Origin of the sequence: Streptomyces sp. NBC_00203 (genome assembly GCF_045206325.1) — a bacterium.
Classification (GTDB): Bacteria; Actinomycetota; Actinomycetes; order Streptomycetales; family Streptomycetaceae; genus Streptomyces; species Streptomyces lutosisoli.
The window spans coordinates 6446278-6469528 of sequence record NZ_CP108126.1 but is presented as its reverse complement, the minus strand read 5'-3'; the positions used below and the strand labels follow the sequence as shown (position 1 = coordinate 6469528).

Annotated in this window: 23 protein-coding genes and 1 pseudogene; 8 read left to right on the top strand and 16 right to left on the bottom strand. The window is 70.8% G+C overall.

Translation table 11 applies throughout. The features are described 5' to 3' along the window. Positions 1-115: 115 nt before the first annotated feature. From OG975_RS29090 to tsaB, 5 genes are all read right to left on the bottom strand, one after another. Positions 116-1159, bottom strand: coding sequence for a LacI family DNA-binding transcriptional regulator (locus OG975_RS29090; protein WP_406332324.1), 1044 nt, complete (start codon positions 1157-1159; stop codon positions 116-118). A gap of 100 nt (positions 1160-1259) precedes the next feature. Further along, a complete protein-coding gene (locus tag OG975_RS29085) occupies positions 1260-1511 on the bottom strand; it encodes a hypothetical protein (RefSeq protein WP_381254368.1) in 252 nt (83 codons plus the stop codon). Next, positions 1508-2623 (bottom strand): tRNA (adenosine(37)-N6)-threonylcarbamoyltransferase complex transferase subunit TsaD, encoded by a 1116-nt coding sequence (gene tsaD / locus OG975_RS29080; protein WP_406332323.1) that lies wholly within the window; start codon positions 2621-2623, stop codon positions 1508-1510. The genes OG975_RS29085 and tsaD overlap by 4 nt, the downstream gene beginning before the upstream one ends. Then, a complete protein-coding gene (rimI, locus tag OG975_RS29075) occupies positions 2616-3098 on the bottom strand; it encodes a ribosomal protein S18-alanine N-acetyltransferase (protein WP_406336511.1) in 483 nt (160 codons plus the stop codon). Before rimI ends, tsaD begins: the two co-directional genes overlap by 8 nt. Before the next feature lie 17 nt (positions 3099-3115). After that, positions 3116-3769: a tRNA (adenosine(37)-N6)-threonylcarbamoyltransferase complex dimerization subunit type 1 TsaB gene (gene tsaB, locus OG975_RS29070; protein ID WP_406332321.1), complete on the bottom strand. Its 654-nt coding sequence runs from the start codon at positions 3767-3769 to the stop codon at positions 3116-3118. A gap of 111 nt (positions 3770-3880) precedes the next feature. Between tsaB and OG975_RS29065 the strand changes: the two genes are divergently transcribed. Beyond that, the gene (locus OG975_RS29065; RefSeq protein WP_406332320.1) at positions 3881-4435 is read left to right on the top strand and encodes a hypothetical protein; all 555 of its coding nucleotides are present in this window, start codon (positions 3881-3883) and stop codon (positions 4433-4435) included. Between the two features lie 545 nt (positions 4436-4980). On the opposite strand, the gene tsaE is transcribed toward OG975_RS29065, so the two are convergent. From tsaE to OG975_RS29035, 6 genes are all read right to left on the bottom strand, one after another. Beyond that, positions 4981-5514, bottom strand: a complete 534-nt coding sequence (tsaE, locus tag OG975_RS29060; protein ID WP_406332319.1) for a tRNA (adenosine(37)-N6)-threonylcarbamoyltransferase complex ATPase subunit type 1 TsaE — start codon at positions 5512-5514, stop codon at positions 4981-4983. Next, positions 5480-6715 carry an alpha/beta fold hydrolase gene (locus OG975_RS29055; RefSeq protein ID WP_406332318.1) on the bottom strand — a complete coding sequence of 412 codons (1236 nt, stop codon included), beginning with the start codon at positions 6713-6715 and terminating at the stop codon, positions 5480-5482. The genes tsaE and OG975_RS29055 overlap by 35 nt, the downstream gene beginning before the upstream one ends. A gap of 60 nt (positions 6716-6775) precedes the next feature. Next, entirely contained in the window at positions 6776-7933 is a 1158-nt protein-coding gene (gene alr, locus OG975_RS29050; protein ID WP_406332317.1) for an alanine racemase, read from the bottom strand. A gap of 110 nt (positions 7934-8043) precedes the next feature. After that, complete coding sequence (locus OG975_RS29045; RefSeq protein ID WP_406332316.1) at positions 8044-8943, bottom strand: L,D-transpeptidase family protein; 900 nt, start codon at positions 8941-8943, stop codon at positions 8044-8046. 401 nt (positions 8944-9344) lie between these two features. Further along, on the bottom strand, positions 9345-10775 hold the full coding sequence (locus tag OG975_RS29040; protein ID WP_406332315.1) for an NAD(P)H-hydrate dehydratase: 1431 nt from the start codon (positions 10773-10775) through the stop codon (positions 9345-9347). A 122-nt stretch (positions 10776-10897) separates the two neighbouring features. Next, positions 10898-11269, bottom strand: coding sequence for a holo-ACP synthase (locus OG975_RS29035; RefSeq protein ID WP_327431026.1), 372 nt, complete (start codon positions 11267-11269; stop codon positions 10898-10900). Positions 11270-11422: 153 nt separating this feature from the next. Between OG975_RS29035 and OG975_RS29030 the strand changes: the two genes are divergently transcribed. After that, positions 11423-12418, top strand: a complete 996-nt coding sequence (locus OG975_RS29030; protein WP_406332314.1) for a hypothetical protein — start codon at positions 11423-11425, stop codon at positions 12416-12418. After that, positions 12415-14136: a M16 family metallopeptidase gene (locus tag OG975_RS29025; protein ID WP_406332313.1), complete on the top strand. Its 1722-nt coding sequence runs from the start codon at positions 12415-12417 to the stop codon at positions 14134-14136. The genes OG975_RS29030 and OG975_RS29025 overlap by 4 nt, the downstream gene beginning before the upstream one ends. A gap of 28 nt (positions 14137-14164) precedes the next feature. Here OG975_RS29025 and OG975_RS29020 read toward each other — a convergent pair whose 3' ends face one another. After that, positions 14165-15028, bottom strand: a complete 864-nt coding sequence (locus OG975_RS29020) for a hypothetical protein (protein WP_406332312.1) — start codon at positions 15026-15028, stop codon at positions 14165-14167. Positions 15029-15210: 182 nt separating this feature from the next. After that, positions 15211-15627 (bottom strand): ATP-binding protein, encoded by a 417-nt coding sequence (locus OG975_RS29015; RefSeq protein WP_406332311.1) that lies wholly within the window; start codon positions 15625-15627, stop codon positions 15211-15213. A gap of 239 nt (positions 15628-15866) precedes the next feature. Between OG975_RS29015 and OG975_RS29010 the strand changes: the two genes are divergently transcribed. The 3 genes and pseudogenes from OG975_RS29010 (at position 15867) to OG975_RS29000 (ending at position 17113) form a co-directional block, all read left to right on the top strand. Beyond that, positions 15867-16712 (top strand): helix-turn-helix transcriptional regulator, encoded by an 846-nt coding sequence (locus OG975_RS29010; RefSeq protein WP_406332310.1) that lies wholly within the window; start codon positions 15867-15869, stop codon positions 16710-16712. Positions 16713-16720: 8 nt separating this feature from the next. Continuing rightward, positions 16721-16900: pseudogene (locus tag OG975_RS29005) on the top strand (DUF397 domain-containing protein); the annotation flags it as partial. Then, positions 16892-17113: a DUF397 domain-containing protein gene (locus OG975_RS29000; RefSeq protein WP_406336509.1), complete on the top strand. Its 222-nt coding sequence runs from the start codon at positions 16892-16894 to the stop codon at positions 17111-17113. The pseudogene OG975_RS29005 and the gene OG975_RS29000, both read left to right, overlap by 9 nt. Here OG975_RS29000 and glmS read toward each other — a convergent pair. Then, positions 17074-18921 carry a glutamine--fructose-6-phosphate transaminase (isomerizing) gene (gene glmS, locus OG975_RS28995; protein WP_406332309.1) on the bottom strand — a complete coding sequence of 616 codons (1848 nt, stop codon included), beginning with the start codon at positions 18919-18921 and terminating at the stop codon, positions 17074-17076. The genes OG975_RS29000 and glmS overlap by 40 nt on opposite strands. 159 nt (positions 18922-19080) lie before the next feature. Here glmS and coaA point away from each other — a divergent pair, with 159 nt between their 5' ends. Together coaA and OG975_RS28985 are read left to right on the top strand one after the other, a co-directional pair. Then, complete coding sequence (gene coaA, locus OG975_RS28990) at positions 19081-20070, top strand: type I pantothenate kinase (RefSeq protein ID WP_406332307.1); 990 nt, start codon at positions 19081-19083, stop codon at positions 20068-20070. A 23-nt stretch (positions 20071-20093) separates the two neighbouring features. Then, the gene (locus tag OG975_RS28985) at positions 20094-21029 is read left to right on the top strand and encodes a DUF389 domain-containing protein (protein ID WP_406332306.1); all 936 of its coding nucleotides are present in this window, start codon (positions 20094-20096) and stop codon (positions 21027-21029) included. Positions 21030-21141: 112 nt separating this feature from the next. On the opposite strand, the gene glmM is transcribed toward OG975_RS28985, so the two are convergent. Together glmM and rpsI are read right to left on the bottom strand one after the other, a co-directional pair. Continuing rightward, complete coding sequence (gene glmM, locus OG975_RS28980; protein ID WP_406332305.1) at positions 21142-22500, bottom strand: phosphoglucosamine mutase; 1359 nt, start codon at positions 22498-22500, stop codon at positions 21142-21144. A 180-nt stretch (positions 22501-22680) separates the two neighbouring features. Further along, positions 22681-23208 (bottom strand): 30S ribosomal protein S9, encoded by a 528-nt coding sequence (gene rpsI / locus OG975_RS28975; protein WP_327431018.1) that lies wholly within the window; start codon positions 23206-23208, stop codon positions 22681-22683. Positions 23209-23251 lie beyond the last annotated feature (43 nt).

The window sequence follows — 23251 nt, the reverse complement described above, 5'->3', positions numbered from 1 at the left end:
GGGCTGGTCGCGCAGTTCCCCGCGCCCCTTAAGGGGCGCGGGGAACTGCGCAATCTTTTAGGGGCGCGGGGAACTGCGCGACCAGCCCCCACCGGCCCGCAGGCGACGAACCACCTCAGACGGCCCGCACAGCCGTACTCGCCCGCACAACCAACTCGGTGGCCAGCTCCACCCGAGGAGACGCCGGCTCCTCCCCCAGCGCGAGCCGCAACACCGTTCGCGTCGCCAGCTTCCCCATGTCCGCCAGCGGCTGCCGCACGGTCGTGAGCGGTGGCGCGGACCACCGCACCTCGGGCAGGTCGTCGAACCCCACCACGCTCATGTCCTCCGGCACACGCAACCCCCGCCGCCGCAACGCCTCGATCGCCCCCAGCGCCATCTGGTCACTCGCGGCGAACACCGCGGTGGGCGGTTCCCCCAGGTCGAGCAGGGTGTTGCAGCCGTCGAACCCCGCCTGGTGATAGAAGTCGCCCGGCACGATCAGGGCGTCGTCGACATCGACACCGGCCCCCTCCAGCGCCGCCCGGTACCCATCGAGCCGCGCCCGCGAGCACAGCAACCGCACCGGCCCGGCGATGAAGCCGATCCGGCGGTGGCCGAGGCCGAGCAGATGCTCCGTCGCGGCCATGCCGCCCGCCCAGTTGGTGGCGCCGACGGTGGGCGCGTCCAGGGACGGCGACCCCGCCGGGTCGATGACGACGAGCGGTACACCGAGGCGCCGCAGCTCCTCGTGCAGCCGGGGTTCGAGGACGGAGGTCACGAGGATCACGCCGTCCGAGGCGCGGGCGCGCAGATTGGTCATCCACTGCCGGGCCGAGCCCGAGGCGCCGTGGATCGCGGAGACCACCGTGCCCACGCCCGAGGCGTGCGCGACCTCCTCGACGCCCCGGATGATCTCCACGGCCCAGGGGCTGTCGAGATCGTTGAAGACCAGGTCGATGAGGGCGGCCCGGTCGCCAGGCGCGGACGATTTGCGCTGGTAGCCGTGGTGCCGCAGCAGGTCCTCGACCCGGGCCCGGGTCTCCGGCGACACATCGGAGCGGCCGTTGACGACACGCGACACGGTGGGCACCGAGACCCCGGCCTGCCGGGCGATCTCGGTGATCGTCACCTTGTTCTTGATGCTCTCCCGGGCCACTGTGCCCACCTCCGTCGACATGTCCAAGACTCCCCCTACCGTGCCGCCCGCACCAGCGAAACTTTGCAGGAGTCTTCCGGAAAAGCGAGCTCGGCGTGAAGCCCGGCCGGGAACGACGGCGTCAGGAGACCGACTCGAACCGCCACCGATGGACCGCCCGGGTCACCAACTCCGCGCCCGGCTCGGGAAGTTCGGGCAGCTCGGCGTCGTACGCCGCGTCCCACCAGGTGATGACGAGCACGCGGTCCTGAGGAGCCCGGAAGAGTTCCCGGCGCAGCGGCGGGACCGCGAGCTCCTGCGCCCGCGCCCAGGCAAGCAGTTCCTCGCCCCGCCCGGGGACGGCCCGCGCCTCCCACATCAGCGCGACGGTCACGAGTACAAATTCTCCTTCGAGACCTCGTGCACATGGTCGTGCCCCTGCCCATGCCCCTGTGCATGCCCGTGTCCCGGCACATGCGGGTCCGTCACCGGCAGCGAGGAGTCCGCGGACAGATCCCAGTCGGAGGCGGCCCGGTTCCGCGCCACCATCTCCGCGCCGAGGGCCGCGACCATCGCACCGTTGTCCGTGCACAACTTCGGCCTCGGCACCCGCAGCCGGATCCCGGCGGCCTCGCAGCGCTCCTGGGCGAGCACGCGCAGCCGGGAGTTGGCGGCCACGCCGCCGCCGATCATGAGGTGGTCGACGCCCTGGTCCTTGCAGGCCCGTACGGCCTTGCGGGTGAGCACGTCCACCACGGCCTCCTGGAAGGACGCGGCCACATCGCGCACCGGCACCTCCTCCCCCGCCGCCCGCTTGGCCTCGATCCAGCGGGCCACGGCGGTCTTCAGACCGGAGAAGGAGAAGTCGTACGCCGCGTCGCGCGGCCCGGTGAGCCCGCGCGGGAACGCGATCGCCTTCGGGTCGCCCTCCTTCGCGTACCGGTCGATGACCGGGCCGCCCGGGAAGCCGAGGTTCAGCACGCGGGCGATCTTGTCGAACGCCTCGCCCGCCGCGTCGTCGATGGTCGCGCCCATCGGCCGTACGTCGGAGGTGATGTCCGTGGACAGGAGCAGCGAGGAGTGCCCGCCCGACACGAGGAGGGCCATCGTCGGCTCCGGCAGCGCGCCGTGCTCCAGCTGGTCCACGCAGATGTGGGAGGCGAGGTGGTTGACCCCGTACAGCGGCTTGCCCAGCGCGTACGCGTACGCCTTCGCCGCGGAGACCCCGACGAGCAGCGCACCGGCGAGCCCGGGCCCGGCGGTGACCGCGATCCCGTCCAGGTCCTTCGCGCTCACCCCCGCTTCCTTCAGCGCCCGGTCGATGGTCGGCACCATCGCTTCCAGGTGGGCGCGGGAGGCGACCTCGGGCACGACCCCGCCGAAGCGCGCGTGCTCGTCGACGCTGGAGGCGATCGCGTCCGCGAGCAGGGTGTGGCCGCGGACGATGCCGACGCCGGTCTCGTCGCAGGAGGTCTCGATGCCGAGGACGAGCGGTTCGTCAGCCATTGCTCTCTGTGCTCTCTGTTCCTTGTACTGAAGTCGATGGGTCGGTCAGGCGCATCACCAGGGCATCGATGTTCCCTGGCTGGTAGTAGCCGCGCCGGAAGCCGATGGGCTCGAAGCCGAAGCGCTCGTACAGCTTCTGCGCGCGGACGTTGTCCACGCGGCATTCGAGCATCACCTCGGCGCACTCGAACGCGGTCGCCGCCCGCAGCAGCTCGGTGAGCAGCCGGGCGCCGAGCCCCGTGCCCCACTGTTCGCGGCGTACGGCGATGGTCTGTACGTCACCCAGGTCCCCGGCGGCGGCGAGTCCGGCGTACCCGACGAGCCGCTCCCCCTCGGTGGCCACGACATACCGTCGTGTCGCCTCCGCCCCGCGTGCGTGGGCCAGCTCGGACCAGAACATCCCCCGCGACCAGGCGTCCTCGGGGAAGAGGTCCTTCTCCAGCTCCAGTACGGGATCGATGTCCCACCAGCGCATCTCGCGCAGCTCGGCGGTCACTTGGGGGTGACCACCTTGTAGTTCTTGGGGACCTGGGCGTCCGGGCGGCGCAGATAGAGCGGCCGGGGGGCCTCCAGCTCCTCGCCCGCGGCGAGCTTCTCCGCGGCGAGGGAGGCGAGCGCGGCGGCCGCGACGTGCTCGGGCTCGCGGGCGTCGGGGAAGGCGTCGGGGTAGAGCAGCGCGCCCGCGCCGACGGCGGGCAGTCCCGCCACGGCGTCGGCGATCTCGGCGGGCCGGTCCACGGCGGGCTCCGACACGCGCGTACGGCGGTCGGCGTACCGCGCCCAGTAGACCTCCTTGCGCCGTGCGTCCGTGGCGACGACGAAGGGGCCCTCGACCTCGGCGGCGTAGGCGAGCCCGTCAAGGGTGCACAGGCCGTGCACGGGCACCCCGAGCACGAGCCCGAAGGTGTCGGCGGTCATGAGGCCGACACGCAGCCCCGTGTACGGGCCGGGGCCGACGCCGACGACGATGCCGGTGACGGCGTCCAGCTTGAGGCCTGCGTCGGCGAGCACCCGGTCGACGGCCGGCAGCAGCAGCTCTCCGTGCCGGCGCGCGTCCACCTGGCTCGACGAGGCGATGACGGACGTGCCGTCGTGCAGGGCGACGGTCACGGCGGGGGTGGCGGTATCCAGAGCGAGCAAGAGCACGCAAACAGCCTACGGCGCCCGAGCCGGACGTACGGCCGCCCGGGAGTGCCGCGCCCCGGCTGCTACCGTCAACAGCAAGGACGTACGCAGTACGAGAGGTGGGCACAAAAGGTGGCTAGGAGCAGCTCGGGAATCGTGGCCGGGCTCACCGTGGCGGCCGTCGCCGCAGTCAGCTTCCTCGCCTACCAGGCGTCCGCGAGCGTGCCGGACACCCTGGGCAAGCCGCGCGCGAGCGCCTCGCCCAAGGCATCCGTCTCGAAGGCCCCCCGGGACAAGAAGAACCCGGCGGCACTGCCCACCCAGTCCGGCACGGGCGAGCGGGTCGTCTACTCCACCGACGACGACCGCGTATGGCTGGTCGGCGCGGACAACAAGGTCCAGCACACCTTCAAGATCACCCCGGGCACGATCGACCCGGCCGTCGGCACCTACGCCGTCACCACCCGCTCCAACGCGGTCACCGGATCGGATGGCACGCAGATCGAGCACGTCGTCCGTTTCACCCTGGTCGACGGCATCGCCATCGGCTTCAGCGCGGCGGTGAACGGCTCCACGGCCTCCCCCGACTCCACCAAGAAACTCGGCGGCATCCGCGAGTCCCGCAAGAACGGCACCGCGATGTGGGAGTTCGCGACAATCGGCGTAAAGGTCGAGGTCATCCAGTAGCAGCGCCCCTTTAGGGGCGCGGGGAACTGCGCAGTCTTTTAGGGGCGCGGGGAACTGCGCAACCTTTTTGGGGCGCGGGGAACTGCGCAACCTTTTTGGGGGCGCGGGGAACTGCGCAATCTTTTAGGGGCGCGGGGAACTGCGCGACCAGCCCCCACCGGGCCCGCAGACAAAAACGGCGCCCCCAGCGGAGCGCTCACGCAGCCTTGCGGGGCTCCTCAACCGCCGCCGCCTCCGCCAGAGGCGCACGCGGCGGCAAGGACACCGCGTCGGCCGCCGCACACGACGCCAACAGCTCCCGCATCGACACCCCAGCCACCACACCCGCAACCGGCGGAGCCACCGGCACGTCAGGACGTTCTGAAGCCGACATGGACGCCTCCTGCGGTCTTCGGGGGCAAGCGTGGTTAGGTAGACCTAACTACGGACTGATGTCCATGTGAACACGGCCGGGACACCGAACGCAATATCTTGCCGACGTCTTGTCGGAACGTTAAGCAAAACTACGAACGGCAGACGCGCCGGCGCGGTGACAACGGTGCCGGTCAGGCCGAGAGCACGCTCAGGTCGACCGTCACCCAGCGCTCCCCCAGACCGGTGACCGTCACATGCCGTACCTCGTCCGTGGTGTCCCCGACGGCCCGGTGGATCACCACGTGCAGCCGGTCGTCGGTCAGCTCCTCGACCTTGCCCTCGCCCCACTCGACGACGATCACCGAGTCGGAGAGCGAGACGTCGAGGTCAAGGTCCTCCATCTCGTCGAGCCCGCCGCCGAGGCGGTACGCGTCCACGTGGACGAGCGGCGGACCGCCCCCGAGGGAGGGGTGCACGCGGGCGATGACGAAGGTCGGGGAGGTGACCGCGCCGCGCACGCCGAGCCCCTCGCCGAGCCCCCGGGTCAGCGTGGTCTTGCCCGCGCCCAGCTCCCCGTTCAGCATCACGAGGTCGCCCGCGCGGAGCAGCTTGGCGAGCCGGCGGCCCAACTCCCGCATCTGTTCGGGGGAGTTGACGGTAATCTGCGCGTTGACCCCGTCCTGCGCGGGCTCAGCCTGGTTGTGCGCTGCTGCTGGTGCTTCCATAGCCACCCACGGTAGCTCCTGCCGGGACGGCTCCCGCGCGCATGAGGAGGTCGGCGAGACGGTCTATGACGACCTCGGGGTGCTCCAGCATGACGAGGTGCCCGGCGTCGGCGACGAGCACCAGCTCGGCGTCCGGCAGCAGGTCGGCGATGGCCTCGCTGTGCTCGCTCGGGGTCACCAGGTCCTTGACCCCGGCGAGGACGAGGACGGGCAGGTCGGCGAAGTGGGTGAGCGCCGCGGTCTTGTCGTGCTCGGTGAACGCCGGGTAGAACTCGGCGACCACGTCGATCGGGGTGCCCTCGATCATCCGCTCGGCGAACCGCTCGACGGCCGGGTCGACGTCCCGGGTGGCGAACGAGTACCGCTTGATGACCCCGGCGAACAGGTCGGCGGTGGCCCGCCGCCCCCGCTCCACCAGGGCGGCCTGCTGCCCGAGCGCCCGCAGTACGCCGGGGAGCACGCGCCGCACCGCGTTGACGCCCGCGACGGGCAGCCCGAAGTTGACCTCGCCGAGTCGCCCCGACGACGTACCGACGAGGGCGACGGCGACGACCCGGTCGCGGATCAGCTCGGGGTACTGGTCGGCGAGGGCCATGACGGTCATCCCGCCCATCGAATGGCCCACGAGCACGATGGGGCCCTCGGGCACGGCCGCGTCTATGACGGCCTTCAGGTCGCGGCCGAGCTGGTCGATGGTGACCGGCGTCCCGTCCTTGAGCTGGGCGACGCCCCGCCCGGACCGCCCGTGGCTGCGCTGGTCCCAGTGGACGGTGCGCACGACACCGCGCAGCGCGGCGCGCTGGAAGTGCCAGGAGTCCTGGTTGAGGCAGTAGCCGTGGCTGAAGACGACGGTGACGGGGGCCGGCGCCTTGCGGCCGAAGAGCCGGCGACGGCGCGGGGCGAGGGGGGCCTCCGGCTCCGCGTCGTCGACCTCGTAGTAAAGCTCGGTGCCGTCGTCGGCGTACGCCTTGCCGGGGGTGCCGCGCAGCGCGCCGTAAGGGCCCGTGGAGTCGAGCGCGAGGAGGGCCTTCCTGCGCATGCCGCGGCCGACCGTGAGGCGCTCTATGGCGACTCCGGCGGCGGCGCCCGCTGCCACGACGCCTATCGCGGCGCCGGCGACACCGGCCCTGCGCCAGTTCCCGGCGGAGGCGGCGACCGCCGAGGCCGCACTCGCGACGGCCTCCGCGCTGCTCTCGCTCACGTCCCGCTCCTCTTCGCTTCGCTGTCAGCTCTTCGCCGGGGTCTGCTCGGTTATTGGGTACTACCCGTCTTGTTCCTCGTTCACATTCACGTAGACGCGGGGAACGCGGGTTCCGATCCGGGTGACGATTTCGTAAGCGATCGTGCCCGCCGCCCGGGCCCAGTCCTCGGCGGTCGGCTCGCCGCGGTCGCCCGGCCCGAACAGGACCGCCTCCGTCCCGGCCGGGGGCTCGTCCCCGCCCAGATCGACGACGAACTGGTCCATCGCGACCCGGCCCGCGACCGTACGCCACTTGCCGCCGACCAGGACGGGTCCGGTGCCGGAGGCGTGGCGTGGGATGCCGTCCGCGTAGCCGACGGGCACGAGGCCGAGGGTGGTGTCGCCGGGCGTCGTGTAGTGATGCCCGTAGCTGACGCCGTGGCCGCCGGGGACGTGCTTCACCAGCGCGAGCGACGCGCTCAGCGTCATCACCGGGCGCAGCCCGAAGTCGGCCGGGGTGCCGAGCTCGGGGCTGGGCGAGATGCCGTAGACCGCGATGCCGGTGCGTATGAGGTCGAAGTGGCTCTCGGGGAGGGTCAGCGTGGCGGGCGAGTTGGCGATGTGCCGCACCTCGGGGCGGACGCCCTGCTCCTCGGCGTACGCCACCATCTCGCGGAAGCGGGTGAGTTGGGCCTGGATGGAGGGGTGTCCGGGCTCGTCGGCGCAGGCGAAGTGCGACCAGAGGCCGGTGACGGTGATGAGCCCGCGGGCCTCGGCGTTCAGGGCCTCGCCGACGAGCTCAGGCCAGTCGTCGGGCTGGCAGCCGTTGCGCCCGAGGCCCGTGTCGGCCTTGAGCTGGACGCGGGCGGGCGCGCCGACCGTCCGAGCGGCTGCCACGACCTCCCGCAGGGCCCACATCCCGCTGACCGAGACGTCGAGGTCGGCCTCGATGGCCTGTGCCCACGGCCCGCCCGGTGTCCAGAGCCAGCACATGATCCGCCCCGGCAGTCCGGCCGCCCGCAGCGCGAGGGCCTCCTCGGGGGTGGCGGTGCCGAGCCAGGTGGCGCCGGCCTCGCGCGCCGCTCGGGCACACGGCACCGCCCCGTGGCCGTACGCGTCGGACTTGACCACGGCCATCAGGGCCGCGGACGGCGCGTGGGCGCGCAGGGTCCGCACGTTGGCCCGCAGGGCTGCCAGGTCGATCTCGGCGCGGGCGCGCAGGGGTGCTGTCTCGTTCATCGCGCCCCCAGTGTCTCAGAGGGGCCTGACAGCACCCCGGCGCCGGTACGGATAGGACCCCGTAGGACCTCGGAGGACCTCGTACGGACCTCGTCTGGCCGTCCGCGGCATCAGGTGCCGGCTCTACGGCCCCACACGTAGACGTGGTCGCCCGTCTTGAGGACGCTCCACAACGTGCGGGCGTCGGCGAGCCGCAGATTGACGCAGCCCCACGAGCCGTTGGGGTTGTAGATGCTGCCGTAGATGGCGTGGAATGCCTGTCCGCCGCTGAAGAACTGGCTGTACGGCATGGGGCTGTTGTAGAGGGTCGACCAGTGGTTCTTGTGCTTCCAGTAGATCTTGAACCAGCCGGTACGGGTCCGGTACCCGGCCCGCCCGCTGCGCATCGGCACCGGCGCCCACACGACCTTCTTCCCCTTCTGCACCCAGGTGAGCTGCCGTGCCAGGTCCACGCAGGCGATCCGGTACGACCGCACGGGACACTTTCCGGCGGCGTTCGGGTTCTTCATCGCGGAGAGCAGCTGCATGTGGGCCCAGGTGACGGGTCCGGCGAAGCCGATGGTCGGCTTGATCTTGTACCGCGTCTGGAACGCACGGATGGCAAGACAATCGGCAGCGGACTGTTTCCCGTCCACCTTCAACTTCAGCCACCGCTCGACCTGCCGCTGATACGGTCCCGTCCGCTTGCTGCATGTCACCGCCGTGCCTGCGGCGGCGTCGCTGAGCGGTACGTATTCGATGAGCGTGTCCGTGCCGGCTGGGGCGTTGCGCGGCTCGACGGCATCCTCTGCGGCGGTGGGTGTGTACACCTTGGGTGCGAGCATCTGGTCCGGCGTATCGATCTGCCACGGCTGATGCGGACCCGGCGCCACGCCCGGCACCAGCTCGCTCCCCGGTCCGGGAGCGGGCGGCCCACCCACGGCCAAGGCACTCTCCCCGGGCAACACCGCCAGCAGCGCCAGCAGCACCGCCGCACTCCGACCCCACCACACCATTCGTCTGATCATCATGCGACCACCCAACGCACCCCCTCCCCTTCCCCGAGTGAGCCGCGCGGAAGGGGTCCCCCATTCGCCCGGACGGTTCTCTCGCCCCCGCCGCCCCTACCCGTCCCATCCCGTTCCTGGGGCTCCGCCCCAGACCCCGTTCGGTTGTGTGTCGGGTGCGGGTGGGTGGGGGCTGGTCGCGCAGTTCCCCGCGCTTCTAAAAGCACCCGGGGCGGGCCGGGGGCGACGGGGCGCAGCCCCGAGCCGTTAGGGGCGCGGGGAACTGCGCGACCAGCCCCCACCGTCCCGCAGCCGACTTTCAGGGGCGCGGGGAACGGCGCAATCTTTCGGGGGTCTGGGGGCGCAGCCCCCAGGAACGGGATGGGACGGGTAGGGGCGGCGGGGGCGAAAACCCCCGGTGGGCGTCAGTCGCGGATGTCCCGCCACGCGTCCGGGATGGCCGAAGCCACGTCATGGGCCCCCGCAGGCGCCCCGTCGGCCGCGAACCGCCCCGCAAGCCCGTGAACGTACGCAGCAACACTCCCCGCATCCACCGCGGACAACCCCGCCGCCAACAACGACCCCGCAAGCCCCGACAACACGTCCCCACTCCCCGCGGTCGCCAGCCAAGCCGTCCCCGTCGAATTCACCCGCACGACCCCACCCCCCGCATCAGCCACCAACGTCGTCGCCCCCTTGAGCAACACCGTCGCCCCATAAAGCCCCGCAAGCTCCCGCACAGAAGCAAGCCGAGCCCCCTCCACCACCGCACGCGAAACCCCGAGCAACGCCGCCGCCTCCCCGGCATGCGGAGTCATCAGCGTGGGCGCACTCCGCGCCCGCACGGACCCCCGCTCCGCGAGCCGCAACCCGTCCGCGTCCACCAGCACCGGCACCTCCGCGGCCAGCACCTCGGCGACCGCCGACGCGTCGTCCCCGGCCCCGGGCCCCACGACCCACGCCTGGACCCGCCCCGCCTTGTGGGGCCCCTTGTCGGAAACCAGCGTCTCGGGGAAGGCGGCGATCACCGCGTCCCCGGCGGGCCCCACGTACCGCACGGCCCCCGCCCCACCCCGCAGCGCACCGGACACGGCGAGCACCGCCGCCCCGGGGTAGCGCGCGGACCCGGCGGCGATCCCGACGACACCGCGCCTGTACTTGTCGCTCGCCGCCCCCGGCACCGGCAGCCGCGCCGCGACATCCGCGTGCTGGAGCGCCTCCAGCTCTGCCTGGTCCGGCAGTTCGAGACCGATGTCGACGAGGCGTACGGAACCGGCGTACTCACGCGCCGGATCGATGAGCAGCCCCGGCTTGTGCGTGCCGAAGGTGACGGTCAGGTCGGCACGGACCGCCGCGCCGAGGACCTCCCCGGTGTCCGCCTCAACGCCGCTCGGCAGGTCGACGGCGACCACGGCGGCACGGGAGTCCGCGGCGAGCTCGGCCAGTCGCGCCGCGTCCGGCCGCAGCCCGCCCTTGCCGCCGATCCCGACGATGCCGTCGACGACGAGGTCGGCACGGCGGACGATCTGCTCGGCGGCACCGGGGGCGACCAGCGTGCCGCCCGCGCGCCGCAACGCGTCCAGCCCCCCGGCATGCGTCCGTTCGGGGGTGAGCAGTACGGCGGTGACACCGGCCCCGCGCCGGGCCAGCCGGGCCCCCGCGTACAGCGCGTCGCCCCCGTTGTCGCCGCTGCCGATCAGCAGCACGATCCGGCTGCCGTACACCCGCCCCAGCACATCGGCACAGGCCGCGGCCAGTCCGGCGGCGGCGCGCTGCATCAACGCCCCTTCGGGGAGCCGCGCCATCAGCTCCCGCTCGGCCGCCCTTACCGTCTCCACGCTGTAGGCAGTACGCATAGGCCCGAGTCTCGCATCAGCGCCCCGCGAGGGGCGCGGGGAACGGCGCGAGCAACCACGGACATACGGACATCCCGCGGCCGACGAACCACCCGCGACGAGCGATTCCCCCAGGGCAGCGGCTACCCCTCCGCCACCACCACCGCCGAAGCCACCCCCGCGTCATGGCTCAGCGACACATGCCACGACCGCACGCCCAGTTCGGCCGCCCGCGCCGCCACCGTGCCCTTCACCCGCAGCCGCGGCTGCCCGCTGTCCTCGACGTAGACCTCGGCGTCGGTCCAGTGCAGACCGGCCGGGGCGCCGAGCGCCTTGGCGAGCGCCTCCTTCGCGGCGAACCGGGCGGCCAGCGACGCGATACCTCTCCGCTCCCCGCTCGGCAGATGCAACTCCTGCTCCACAAAGACCCGTTCGGCCAGTCCGGGTGTGCGCTCCAGCGACGCCCGGAACCGGTCGATCTCGGCCACGTCGATACCGACCCCGATGATGCTCATGCCTCGCAGCCTATGGGGCGCGGCACGGGCCCCGGTCCAGCCGCCGGGAATGTCTCACCCCCCTGCTAGCCTGCGGCGACTTCATATCGAGCGCACAGGCACGGGGGGCCTGCCGGTGCGTGACACTTCCAAGTACGCCATGGGGGCGGAGGCATGACCAGCACAACCGGCGGCGTGAGCGGAGCACCAGGGATATCCGCGCCGCCTCGTTTCGATCCGTTCGACACCCTGCCCGAACTCGTCCCGCTGCGCACCGCGGCGGCGCACGGCGACTGGGCCGCCACGGCGGCGTTCTTCGCGGGCCTCGGCACGGAGGCGCAGCGGTCCTTCGCGGCGGGCCTGCTGGCCGACACCGACGGAGTGGAGCGGTATCTGGAGCAGGCCGTGGCCGCCCTGCCCGGCGACCCGCTGCCCCGTACGCTGCTCGCCGACCGGTATCTGCACATCGGCTGGGACATCCGCAGCGGCGCCCGGGCGCAGCATGTGTCGCGGGACCAGTTCGACCGGTTCCACGAGTGGCTGCGGCGGGCCGAGCAGCTGCTGATCGAGGTGTGCGCGGAGCACCCCTCGTACGCGCACGCCTGGACGGTGCGCCTGACCACCGCGCGCGGTCTGGAGCTCGGGCAGGCCGAGGCCCGGCGCCGCTACGACCGGCTGGCCGCCCACCACCCGCACCACTACCCGGCGCAGATGCAGCTGCTGCAGAACCTGTGCCCCAAGTGGAGCGGCTCCTGGGATGCGGCGCACGGCTTCGCCCGCGAGTGTGCGGCAGCGGCCCCGGACGGCTCGCACTCCGGTGCCCTGGTGGCCATCGCGCATCTGGAGCACTGGCTGGAGCTCCTGGGTGACGGAGGCATGGAGGCCGCCGCGTACATGCGGGGCGTGCCCGTCCGTGACGATCTGCGGTTCGCGGCCCAGGTGTCCGTGCTGCACAAGGACTACCGGCCCGGCTTCCACGGCATCGGCGCGCACAGCGCGTTCGCCCTCGCCTTCTCGCTCGGCGGCCACCACCAGGACGCGATCCCGCATTTCCTCGAACTCGAGGACCGGGCCGCCGAGTTCCCGTGGCAGTACACGCCCGACCCGGCGGCCGCCTTCGTCAAGTACCGCAAGGCCGCACTGTCGGCGGCCTGGGGGGAGTCGCGATGACCACCGAAGTCACCAACCCCGTAGCCAAGTTGGCGGGGCTCGTCGGCCACACCACCACCCAGGGCATCCCCACGCTCTACACGCCCAAGCAGGGCGAGATCACCGCCGGGCTCTTCTTCCGCGTGGGCCGCGCCGACGAGACCCTGGCCACGGCCGGCATCACCCATCTCGTCGAGCATCTCGCGCTGCACCGGCTGGGCCTGTCCGACCTGCACTACAACGGCGCGACGGCGAACGCGTACACCCTCTTCCACGTCACGGGCAGCGAGGACGAGGTGGTCGCCTACCTCAACAGCGTCTGCGCGGCCCTGCGCGACCTGCCGCTGGACCGGCTGGAGACCGAGAAGGAGATCCTGCGGACGGAGGCGGCCGGCCGCGGTGGCGGGCCCAGCCACCAGATGCCGCTGTGGCGTTACGGCGCCCAGAGCTACGGCCTGTCCAGCTACAGCGAGCTGGGCACCTGGCGGCTGACCCCGGACGAGGTGCGGCACTGGGCGCAGACGCGTTTCACCCGGGACAACGCGGTGCTGTGGATCACCAGCGACTCCGTGCCGGAGGGACTCGATCTGACGCTGCCCGCCGGTACACGCCTCCCGGCGCCCGCCGCCTCGAACGCGCTGCCGGTCACCCCCGCCTACATCCACGGCGACGACGGCCACGTCGTCTTCAACGCGGTGCTGCCCCGTTCCACCGCGGGCGCCGTCCTCGCCGACGTCCTGGGCCGCGCCCTCTTCCAGGACCTGCGCCAGGAGGGCGGCTACTCGTACTCGGCCGAGGCCGACTACACCCCGCGCGACGCCGACTGCGCCACCCTGACGGCGTACGCCGACGCGCTGCCCAAGAAGCAGGACGCGGTGGTCGGCGGCTTCGTCGACGTCCTCGCGCGGCTGCGCGCGGGCCGCATCGAGCAGGCCGAGCTCGACTCGGCACGCACCAAGGCCCTGAAGATGTACGACACCCCGGAACTCGCCGCCGTGTCACTGCCCTCGTACGCCCTCAGCCTGCTCCTCGGCCATCCCATCCTCAGCCCGGACGAGCACCGGGCCGAGCTGCGCGCGCTGACCGTCGAGGATCTGCGCGAGGCGGCCCGCGAGATGTGGTCGACCGGGCTGCTCCAGGTACCGGGCCGGGGCGCCGACTGGGCGGGGTTCTTCCTCGCCCCGCAGTACTCGACGCACGCGCTGACCGGTACCCGGCACCGTTCGCTGGAGGACGAGCACGTCACGCTGACGATCGGGGCGGAGGGGGTGTCCCTGACGACGCCGCGCGGCCCGGTCACCGTTCGGTACGACGCCTGCGCGGCGATGGCCGCCCGCCCGGACGGAGCCCGCACGCTGACCGGGTACGACGGCTTCTCGGTCACCATCGAGCCGACCCTCTACAAGAGCGTGACGCCCGAGCGGATCGCGGCGGTGGACGCGGCCGTACCGCCCGCGGCGGTGGTGCGGATGCCGCAGCGGGACCCGTCCCGCATCCCACAACCCGAGGCACGCACGCCCGCCCCCAGCTCCCAGGGCAAGGCGCACTGGGGCTGGACGCTCGCGCTCTGGCTCGTCGGCTCGGTGGCCGCGGTGTGGGGCCTGCTCAGCGTGCTCGTCACCCTCGACGAGGCCGGTGCGGCAAACCCTGACTCCGCGGCCATCATCGGGGTGTGGGTGATGGAGCTGCCGTGCCTCTTCCTGACGTGGCGGCTGTACCGCCGCCGCAGGCGCGGCTGATCCCGCCCTACCTACTGGACGTCGACACCTACTGGACGTCGACGAAATCGCCGGTCGCCTTCTTGGAGCCGGTGGTGGTGGTCCCGGCGAAGGCGAAGCGGTAGTAGCCGTCGACGCCGGCCGTGGTGGTGGTCGTCAGGGTGCCGGTGCTGCTGGACGTGACCGTCTTGAGGGTGGTGTACGTGTCGCTTCCCTTCTTGCGGAACTGCAGCAGCACCGGCTGGGTCGAGTAGCCCGCGTACCGCCCCGTGGTCCAGTTGGCGCGGCTCAGCTTGCCGGTGACCGTGATGGTCTTGCCCTTCTTCACCGGCTCCGGGGAGGCGTTGACGGTCAGCGTGGCGGCGCGCTTGAGCTTGGTGGTGGTGACGTCGTCGTTGTAGCTGGCGTTCGCGTAGAGGTCCCAGGCGCCGAGGAACAGTTTCCAGGTGCCCGCGACGCCGTTGCCGTCCGCGAAGTCGTGCGCGGGGTCGATGTTGAAGACGGCCTTGCAGCTGTAGACGCCCTGCTGGGTCGTCGATTCCGTGCAGGTGGCGTCGTCGTCCGTCCCCAGCGAGCCGGTGATGTCGTCCACGTTCGAGCTGTCGGTGCCCTGCCACAGGAAGGCCTCGGTGAGGGCGATGCCGCTCTCGTTGGTGGCGGTGTACGTGACGGTGACGGACTTCTTGGCGGTCACGCCGAGGACGATGTCCTTGCCGCCGTTGATGACCGCGTCCGAGAACTTGGTGGCACCCAGCGAGTCCTTCGGCGACACGGTCTTCGAGGTCTTCGAGGCGAAGGATCTGAGCTTCGTCGCCCCGTCCGCACGCTCCGACGCCTGCGCGACGGCCGGAAGGGCGAGCGCGGAAAGAACGACGGCGCTGGAAAGAACGACGGCAGCAGCGCGTATACGCATGGAATCCCCCACAGTGAAGAGGTCGAGAGGCCCGGCCGAACTCTCCCCCCGGCCAGGCCTGTTGAGACCTGGCATCGTACATACGGACCACTGTGGGATTGGCAGTTGTGTGCCACGCATCACCTCGGAAGGGCCTGGTCGCGGCTGCCCGGGCCGGCACAGAACCGCCAATCACTCACCCGCTACGCCGCGGCCAGCTCGCACCACACGTACTTGCCCCGCAGGCCCAGCCTGGACAGCGGCTGCCACCCCCACAGGTCCGAACACGCCCTGACCAGTGCCAGCCCCCGCCCCTCCTCCGCCTCACCCAGCCGCTCCAGCTTCCCCGGCGGTTCGGGCGGCTCGGGGTCGGCGTCCCACGCCCCGATCCGCAGGACGCCCGCCGACCAGCGGACGCGGAGAGCGGCGGGTCCCTTGGTGTGGCGTACGGCGTTGGACACCAGCTCCGCTGCGAGGAGCTCCGCGGTGTCGACCAGTCCGATCAGGCCGTGCATGGTGAGGATCAGGCGGACGGTGCGGCGGCTGACGGTGACGGCTCGGAGGTCGTTGGGGATGTAGAGGGAGTACTCCCAGGAGGCGTCGGGTTCGTTTTCGGGCATGCGGCAACTCCGGTTCGGTGGTGGGGGTTTCGGAGATCTACGGGTGGCGGGCGGTGGCATGGCCGCAGCCGTCATGGCAGGACGGGGCGGTGCGCTTCCGGGGTCCCGGTGTTCCGCAGAGTGTGCGTCGCGTCACCGACGGTAGATCTAAATCTAGAGATACGGCAAGCCGATCGCGTAATCTGACGCCGAACGAGTCGCGCCCGTAGGCGCGTTGAACCTAGGAGCAGTCGAGAGCTTTGAGGCGCGAACCAACGGCACGCCAGCTGCGTCTGGCGACTGAACTGCGCAGACTCCGCGAGGCGGCAGACCTCAACGCCCGCCAGGCGGCAGCACTACTCGGGGTGAGCCCCGCCCAGATCACTCACATCGAGTCCGGACTCGCGGGCGTGAGCGAGAAGCGGCTTCGCCGCCTTGCGTCCCACTACGCCTGCGCGGACAACGAGTTCATCGACGCCTTGGTCGCAATGGCAACCGATCGCACACGCGGCTGGTGGGAGGAGTACCGGGGTCTGATCCCAACTTCGTTCCTGGACCTTTCAGAGCTCGATCACCACGCCACGTCCTGGCGCGAGATCGCCATCCTGTACGTGCCGGGCTTGCTGCAAACGCAGGACTACGCCCGTGCAGTCTTTTCATCCAGGGTGCCCGAACTCACCCGAGACGAGCTGGAATTGCGCGTCCGCCACCGCATGGCCCGCCGAGTAATCACCGAGCGCCCCTCCCCCATCCCGTACGAATCGGTGATTCACGAGGCGGCACTGCGCATCAGAGTCGGCGACCGATCAGCCGCACGGGCTCAGTTCACCCGGATCCTGGAACTCACCGAAGCCGACCACATCACCGTGCGTGTCATCCCCTTCGACCTCGACGACTTCGCCAGGGCCGGAAGCACCATGACGTACGTCGGCGGCCCTGTCCCCAAGTTGGACACGGTCGTGCGCGACGTGCCCCACGGCTCAGGCTTCGTCGATTCCGAGGCCCAACTCAGCGCCTTTCGAACGCGCTTCCGTAAGGTGGAGGACGTATCACTCGACCCCACAAGGTCACGTGACTTCATCAACAGGCTGGCGAAAGAGCTGTGAGGCACCCCATGGCCATCCCTGACAACTGGCGGAAGTCGTCCTACTCCGGCGGCGACGACGGCAACAACTGCGTGGAGATCGCGAACCGCGACACCTGCATAGCCGTACGCGACTCCAAGACCCCGGCCAGGGCCACCCTCACCTTCCCAACCAGGGCTTTCACCACCTTCGTCGAGGCTTTGAAGGACACCCTCGACAACTGGCGGAAGTCGTCCTACTCAGGCCCCGACGATGGCAACGAGTGCGTGGCGATAGCCAACTCCCCCACCCACGTCGCCGTCCGCGACTCCAAGACCCCGGCCAGGACCCCCCTCACCTTCCCGACCGGAGCCTTCACCCCCTTCATCACAGCCCTAAAAACTCACTCCACCGTCACCGACTTCGCCAGGTTCCGAGGCTGATCCACCTCGTTCCCCCGAGCCGTAGCCAGCTCACAGGCGAACACCTGCAACGGAACGGTGGCCACCAGCGGCTGAAGCAACGTCGGCGTGGCCGGGATCCGGATCAGATGGTCGGCGTAGGGAACGACCGCCTCGTCGCCTTCCTCCGCGATGACGATGGTGCGCGCACCCCGCGCCCGGATCTCCTGGATGTTGGACACGATCTTGTCGTGGAGGACGGACCGCCCGCGGGGTGACGGCACCACGACCACGACCGGCAGGTCGTCCTCGATCAGCGCGATCGGCCCGTGCTTCAACTCGCCCGCCGCGAAGCCCTCGGCGTGCATGTAGGCCAGCTCCTTGAGCTTCAGGGCTCCCTCCAGCGCCACCGGGTAGCCCACGTGCCGCCCCAGGAACAGCACAGTGTTCTTGTCGGCGAGGGAACGCGCCAGCTCCCGTACCGGCTCCATGGTCTCCAGGACCCGCTCGACCTCGCCGGAGATGTGGGACAGGTCCCGGATCACGGCCAGGATCTCGTCACCCCACTTGGTGCCGCGCACCTGGCCCAGGTACAGGGCGACCAGATAGCAGGCGACCAGCTGGGTCAGGAACGCCTTGGTCGAGGCGACGGCGACCTCCGGGCCCGCGTGGGTGTAGAGGACCGCGTCCGACTCGCGCGGGATGGTCGAGCCGTTCGTGTTGCAGATCGCCAGCACCTTGGAGCCCTGCTCGCGGGCGTGCCGCAGGGCCATCAGCGTGTCCATGGTCTCGCCGGACTGGGAGATGGCGATCACGAGTGACCGGGTGTCGAGAATCGGGTCCCGGTAGCGGAACTCGCTCGCGAGCTCCACCTCGCACGGGATCCGCGTCCAGTGCTCGATGGCGTACTTGGCGATCAGCCCGGCGTGGAAGGCGGTCCCGCAGGCCACGATGACGACCTTGTCGATCTCGCGCAGCTCATGGACCGGGATCCGCACCTCGTCCAGCTTCAGCAGGCCGGACGTGTCGATGCGCCCCAGCAGCGTGTCGGCGACCGCCTTGGGCTGCTCGGCGATCTCCTTGAGCATGAAGTAGTCGTAGCCGCCCTTTTCGGCCGCCGAGACGTCCCAGTCCACGTGGAACGAGCGCACGTCGGCGGGCCGGCCGTCGAAGCCGGTGACCGTCACGCCGTCCCGGCGCAGCTCCACCACCTGGTCCTGGCCCAGCTCGATCGCGGAGCGCGTGTGGGCGATGAACGCGGCGACGTCCGAGGCGAGAAAGGCCTCGCCCTCTCCGACGCCGACCACGAGCGGCGAGTTCCGGCGCGCCCCGACCACCACGTCCGGATCGTCGGCATGCACCGCGACCAGCGTGAACGCGCCCTCCAGCCGCCGGCACACCAGCCGCATCGCCTCCGCGAGGTCCGCGCACGAGGAGAACTCCTCGGCGAGCAGATGCGCGACCACCTCGGTGTCCGTCTCGGAGGCCAGCTCGTGCCCGCGCTCGGCCAACTCGGCGCGCAGCAGGGCGAAGTTCTCGATGATGCCGTTGTGGACGACGGCGACCCGGCCCGCGTTGTCCAGATGCGGATGCGCGTTCGCATCGGTGGGGCCCCCGTGGGTGGCCCAGCGGGTGTGTCCGATGCCCGTCGTCCCGGTCGGCAGCGGCCGGTCGACGAGCTCCTTCTCCAGGTTGACGAGCTTGCCGGCCTTCTTCGCGGCGGCGAGCCCCCCGTCCGCCGGCACGGCGACACCCGCCGAGTCGTATCCCCGGTACTCCAGTCGCTTCAGTCCGGCCATCACCACGTCAAGCGCCGACTGCGACCCCACGTATCCCACGATTCCGCACATGGCCCGCAGCCTACGGTCCAAGGCCCGCCCGAATCCGGCACCTCGTGCCCGATATCGGAAATTCCAGCCGCCCTCGGCAGAGGCCGCCAGGTACCCCGCGGGTACCCCGCGTGACGGACCCCACGCCCCATCCCGTCCATACTCCCGTAACAATGGACTGTGATCTCTCCGGTCTCCCCGTTGCAGCGGAGCGCCCACCGGCCCAAGCCGGAGGCGACTCCCTACGTCGACCTCACCCGTGCCGAGTGGAGCGCGCTGCGCGAAAAGACGCCGCTCCCGCTGAACGCCGAGGAGGTCGAGAAGCTGCGCGGTCTGGGCGATGTCATCGACCTCGACGAGGTGCGGGACATCTATCTGCCGCTGTCCAGACTGCTCAATCTGTACGTCGGTGCCACCGACGGGCTCAGAGGCGCCCTGAACACGTTTCTCGGGGAGAAGGGCTCCCAGGCCGGTACCCCGTTCGTCATAGGGGTCGCCGGGTCCGTGGCCGTCGGCAAGTCCACCGTCGCCCGCCTCCTCCAGGCCCTGCTCTCGCGCTGGCCCGAGCACCCGCGCGTCGAGCGGGTCACCACGGACGGCTTCCTGCTCCCCACCAATGAGCTGGAGGCGCGCGGCCTGATGTCGCGCAAGGGTTTCCCCGAGTCGTACGACCGCCGCGCCCTGACCCGGTTCGTCGCCGACATCAAGGCGGGCAAGGACGAGGTGACGGCACCCGTCTACTCGCACCTCATCTACGACATCGTGCCCGACCAGAAGCTCACGGTCCGCCGCCCCGACATCCTCATCGTCGAGGGCCTGAACGTGCTCCAGCCCGCCCTGCCCGGCAAGGACGGCCGCACCCGCGTCGGCCTCGCGGACTACTTCGACTTCAGCGTGTACGTCGACGCCCGCGCCGAGGACATCGAGGCCTGGTACCTCAACCGCTTCCGCAAGCTGCGCGCGACCGCCTTCCAGAAGCCCGACTCGTACTTCCGCAGGTACACCCAGGTCTCCGAGGAGGAGGCCCTCGACTACGCCCGCACGACCTGGCGGACCATCAACAAGCCGAACCTGCTGGAGAACGTGGCCCCGACGCGCGGCCGGGCGACCCTCGTCGTGCGCAAGGGCCCGGACCACAAGGTGCAGCGGCTGAGCCTGCGCAAGCTGTAATCCCGTACGACTATTCTGCGCCCATGCTGCACCTGCGCCTGATCACGCCCGCCGACCGCACCGATGACGTCGTACGGCTCATCGAGAAGACGGTCGGCACCACTCACCTCGTGGTCCTGCCGGGCGCGGCCCGCAACCCGGCCGGGGACGTCGTGATGTGCGACGTCGCGCGCGAGGCGGGCGACGAACTCATCGGTGGTCTCAGGGAGTTGGAGCTCGACAAGACCGGTTCGATCGCCGTCGAGGACATCGACCTGTCGCTGTCGAAGCGCGCCGACAAGGCGGAGGCCGAGGCGCCGGGCGAGGGCGCGGACGCGGTGCTGTGGGAGCACCTGGCGGACGCCTCGCACGAGGAGTCGACGCTCAGCGTCACCTATGTGGCGCTCCTGGCGGTCGCGACGATGCTCGCGGCCTGCGGTGTGATGCTCGACAACGCGATCCTGATCGTCGGCGCGATGGCCGTGGGCCCGGAGTTCGGCCCGCTCGCGGGCATCTCCACGGCCCTGGTGCGGCGGGCCCCGCACCTGGTGTGGCGCTCACTGTGGGCGCTGCTCGCCGGTTTCGCGGTGGCGATGGTGCTGACGGCGGGCTTCAGCTGGCTGCTGGACGCGCTCGGACTCTTCGAGAAGTCCATGGTGGAGGCGCCCCGTCCGAACACCGCCTTCATCTGGAAGCCCGACTGGATGTCCTTCGTCGTGGCCTTCCTCGCGGGCATCGCGGGCACCCTGTCCCTCACCTCCGCGAAGTCCGGCGCCCTGATCGGCGTGGCAATCTCAGTGACAACCGTCCCAGCCGCCGCAAACGCCGCCGTAGCCCTCAGCTACACGGACTACTCCCAAATGTGGGGCTCCACTTGGCAACTCCTGGCCAACCTGGGCGGCATCGTCCTGGCGGGCACCCTCACCCTGCTGGCCCAGAAATGGTTCTGGGCCAAACAACGCGACACCGCGCCCCTTTAAACGCCGGGAACTGGGCGCCCCTTAAGGGGCGCGGGGAACTGCGCGACAAGCCACGACGCTCCCGCAGCCCGCAACGAACAGATCCCCCACCCCCTACCCGGAGGCCCCCGCACTACCCCAGCGCAGACTTCACCGCATCAGCCAACCGCCCAGCCACAGACCGCGCATGGTCAATATCCGCAGCCTCGACCATGACCCGAACCAGCGGCTCGGTCCCAGAAGACCGCAGCAACACCCGCCCCGTAGACCCAAGTTCCCGCTCGGCGTCAGCCACCGCCGAAGCCAGCTCGGCAGACGTCCCCACCCGCGACTTGTCGACGTCAGGCACATTGATCAGCACCTGCGGCAGCCGCTCCATGACGGACGCGAGGTCCTGGAGCGTACGCCCGGTCTGAGCGACCCGCGCCGCCAGCAGCAGCCCCGTCAGCGTGCCGTCACCGGTGGTGGCGTGGTCGAGAATGATCACGTGCCCGGACTGCTCGCCGCCGAGCGCGTAGCCGTGCTCCTTCATCTCCTCCAGGACGTAACGGTCACCGACCGCGGTCTGGATGACGGAGACTCCCTCGCGCTCCATGGCCAGCTTGAAGCCCAGATTGGACATGACAGTCGCGACAACGGTGTCGGAGCGCAGTGCGGAACGCTCCCGCATCGCCAGCGCGAGTACGGCCATGATCTGGTCGCCGTCGATCTCGGCACCCGTGTGGTCCACGGCGAGGCAGCGGTCGGCGTCGCCGTCGTGCGCGATGCCGAGGTCGGCGCCGTGCTCCAGGACGGCGGCCTTGAGGAGGCCGAGGTGGGTGGAGCCGCAGCCGTCGTTGATGTTCAGGCCGTCGGGCTCCGCGCCGATCGTGATGATCTCGGCACCGGCGCGCGAGAAGGCCTCGGGCGACACCCGGGCGGCGGCGCCGTGCGCCTCGTCGAGGACGATCTTCAGACCGTCGAGACGGTTCGGGAGCACGCCGATGAGGTGGGCGACGTACTGGTCGAACCCTTCGGTGTAGGAGCGCACGCGCCCGACGCCCGAGCCGGTGGGCCGGTCCCAGGGAGCGCCGGTGCGGTGCTCGTCGTAGACGGCCTCGATCCGGTCCTCCAGCTCGTCGTCGAGCTTGTGCCCGCCGCGTGCGAGGAACTTGACGCCGTTGTCCGGCATGGCGTTGTGGCTGGCCGAGAGCATCACGCCGAGGTCGGCGCCGAGCACGCCGGTGAGATACGCCACCGCCGGGGTGGGCAGCACACCGACCCGCAGGACGTCCACGCCCGCGCTGGCCAGGCCCGCGACCACGGCGGCCTCCAGGAACTCCCCGGACGCGCGCGGGTCCCGCCCGACCACGGCGACCGGCCGGTGGCCCTCGAACGAGCCCGCCTCGGCCAGTACGTGCGCCGCCGCCACGGAGAGCCCGAGCGCGAGCTCGGCCGTCAGATCCGCGTTGGCGACACCGCGCACGCCGTCCGTGCCGAAGAGTCGTCCCACTTGTCCTCCTGAGGAAGCTTCAGAGTTCGGAAGTCATCCGATCACACGAGCCTTTGAGCACCTTGTGCCGTTATACGCCCATGACTGTGATAAACGAACGCCCCGGCGGCACTGTGGCGTGCCGCCGGGGCGATCGGACGTACTACGCGTACTGCGACGCGTACGAGCAGGCAGCGAAGATTAACGCTTGCTGTACTGCGGGGCCTTGCGGGCCTTCTTGAGACCGGCCTTCTTGCGCTCGACCGCACGGTCGTCGCGCTTGAGGAAGCCGGCCTTCTTGAGGGCGCCGCGGTTGTTGTCCACGTCGGCCTCGTTCAGGGCGCGGGCCACGCCGAGGCGCAGGGCACCGGCCTGACCGGAGACGCCGCCACCCGAGATGCGGGCGATGACGTCGTAGCGGCCGTCGAGCTCGAGCACCTTGAAGGGCTCGTTGACTTCCTGCTGGTGCACCTTGTTGGGGAAGTAGTCCTCAAGGGTGCGACCGTTGATCTTCCACTTGCCGGTGCCCGGGACGATCCGGACGCGGGCGATGGCGTTCTTGCGACGGCCCAGGCCGGCGGCCGGCTGCGGGTCGCCGAAGCGGCCCGCGAGCGACTCGGAGGTGTACTCGCCCTCGACGGGCACCTCGGACTCGCTGGTGTAGCTCTCGATGTCGACAAGCTCGGTCTCAGTCTCTTCGACCGGCTGCTCAACGGTGGTCTCGGCCACGATGCTCCTCAGATTCTTTTCTGTCTTTGGGGGTGTGGCCGGA

Coding starts and splice junctions, on each gene's coding strand:
- OG975_RS29090 (WP_406332324.1), bottom strand. CDS start 1,159: ATGTCGACGGAGGTGGGCACAGTGGCCCGGGAGAGCATCAAGAACAAG.
- tsaD (WP_406332323.1), bottom strand. CDS start 2,623: ATGGCTGACGAACCGCTCGTCCTCGGCATCGAGACCTCCTGCGACGAG.
- rimI (WP_406336511.1), bottom strand. CDS start 3,098: ATGCGCTGGTGGGACATCGATCCCGTACTGGAGCTGGAGAAGGACCTC.
- tsaE (WP_406332319.1), bottom strand. CDS start 5,514: ATGGAAGCACCAGCAGCAGCGCACAACCAGGCTGAGCCCGCGCAGGAC.
- alr (WP_406332317.1), bottom strand. CDS start 7,933: ATGAACGAGACAGCACCCCTGCGCGCCCGCGCCGAGATCGACCTGGCA.
- OG975_RS29045 (WP_406332316.1), bottom strand. CDS start 8,943: ATGATGATCAGACGAATGGTGTGGTGGGGTCGGAGTGCGGCGGTGCTG.
- OG975_RS29040 (WP_406332315.1), bottom strand. CDS start 10,775: ATGCGTACTGCCTACAGCGTGGAGACGGTAAGGGCGGCCGAGCGGGAG.
- OG975_RS29035 (WP_327431026.1), bottom strand. CDS start 11,269: ATGAGCATCATCGGGGTCGGTATCGACGTGGCCGAGATCGACCGGTTC.
- OG975_RS29030 (WP_406332314.1), top strand. CDS start 11,423: ATGACCAGCACAACCGGCGGCGTGAGCGGAGCACCAGGGATATCCGCG.
- OG975_RS29025 (WP_406332313.1), top strand. CDS start 12,415: ATGACCACCGAAGTCACCAACCCCGTAGCCAAGTTGGCGGGGCTCGTC.
- OG975_RS29020 (WP_406332312.1), bottom strand. CDS start 15,028: ATGCGTATACGCGCTGCTGCCGTCGTTCTTTCCAGCGCCGTCGTTCTT.
- OG975_RS29015 (WP_406332311.1), bottom strand. CDS start 15,627: ATGCCCGAAAACGAACCCGACGCCTCCTGGGAGTACTCCCTCTACATC.
- glmS (WP_406332309.1), bottom strand. CDS start 18,921: ATGTGCGGAATCGTGGGATACGTGGGGTCGCAGTCGGCGCTTGACGTG.
- OG975_RS28985 (WP_406332306.1), top strand. CDS start 20,094: ATGCTGCACCTGCGCCTGATCACGCCCGCCGACCGCACCGATGACGTC.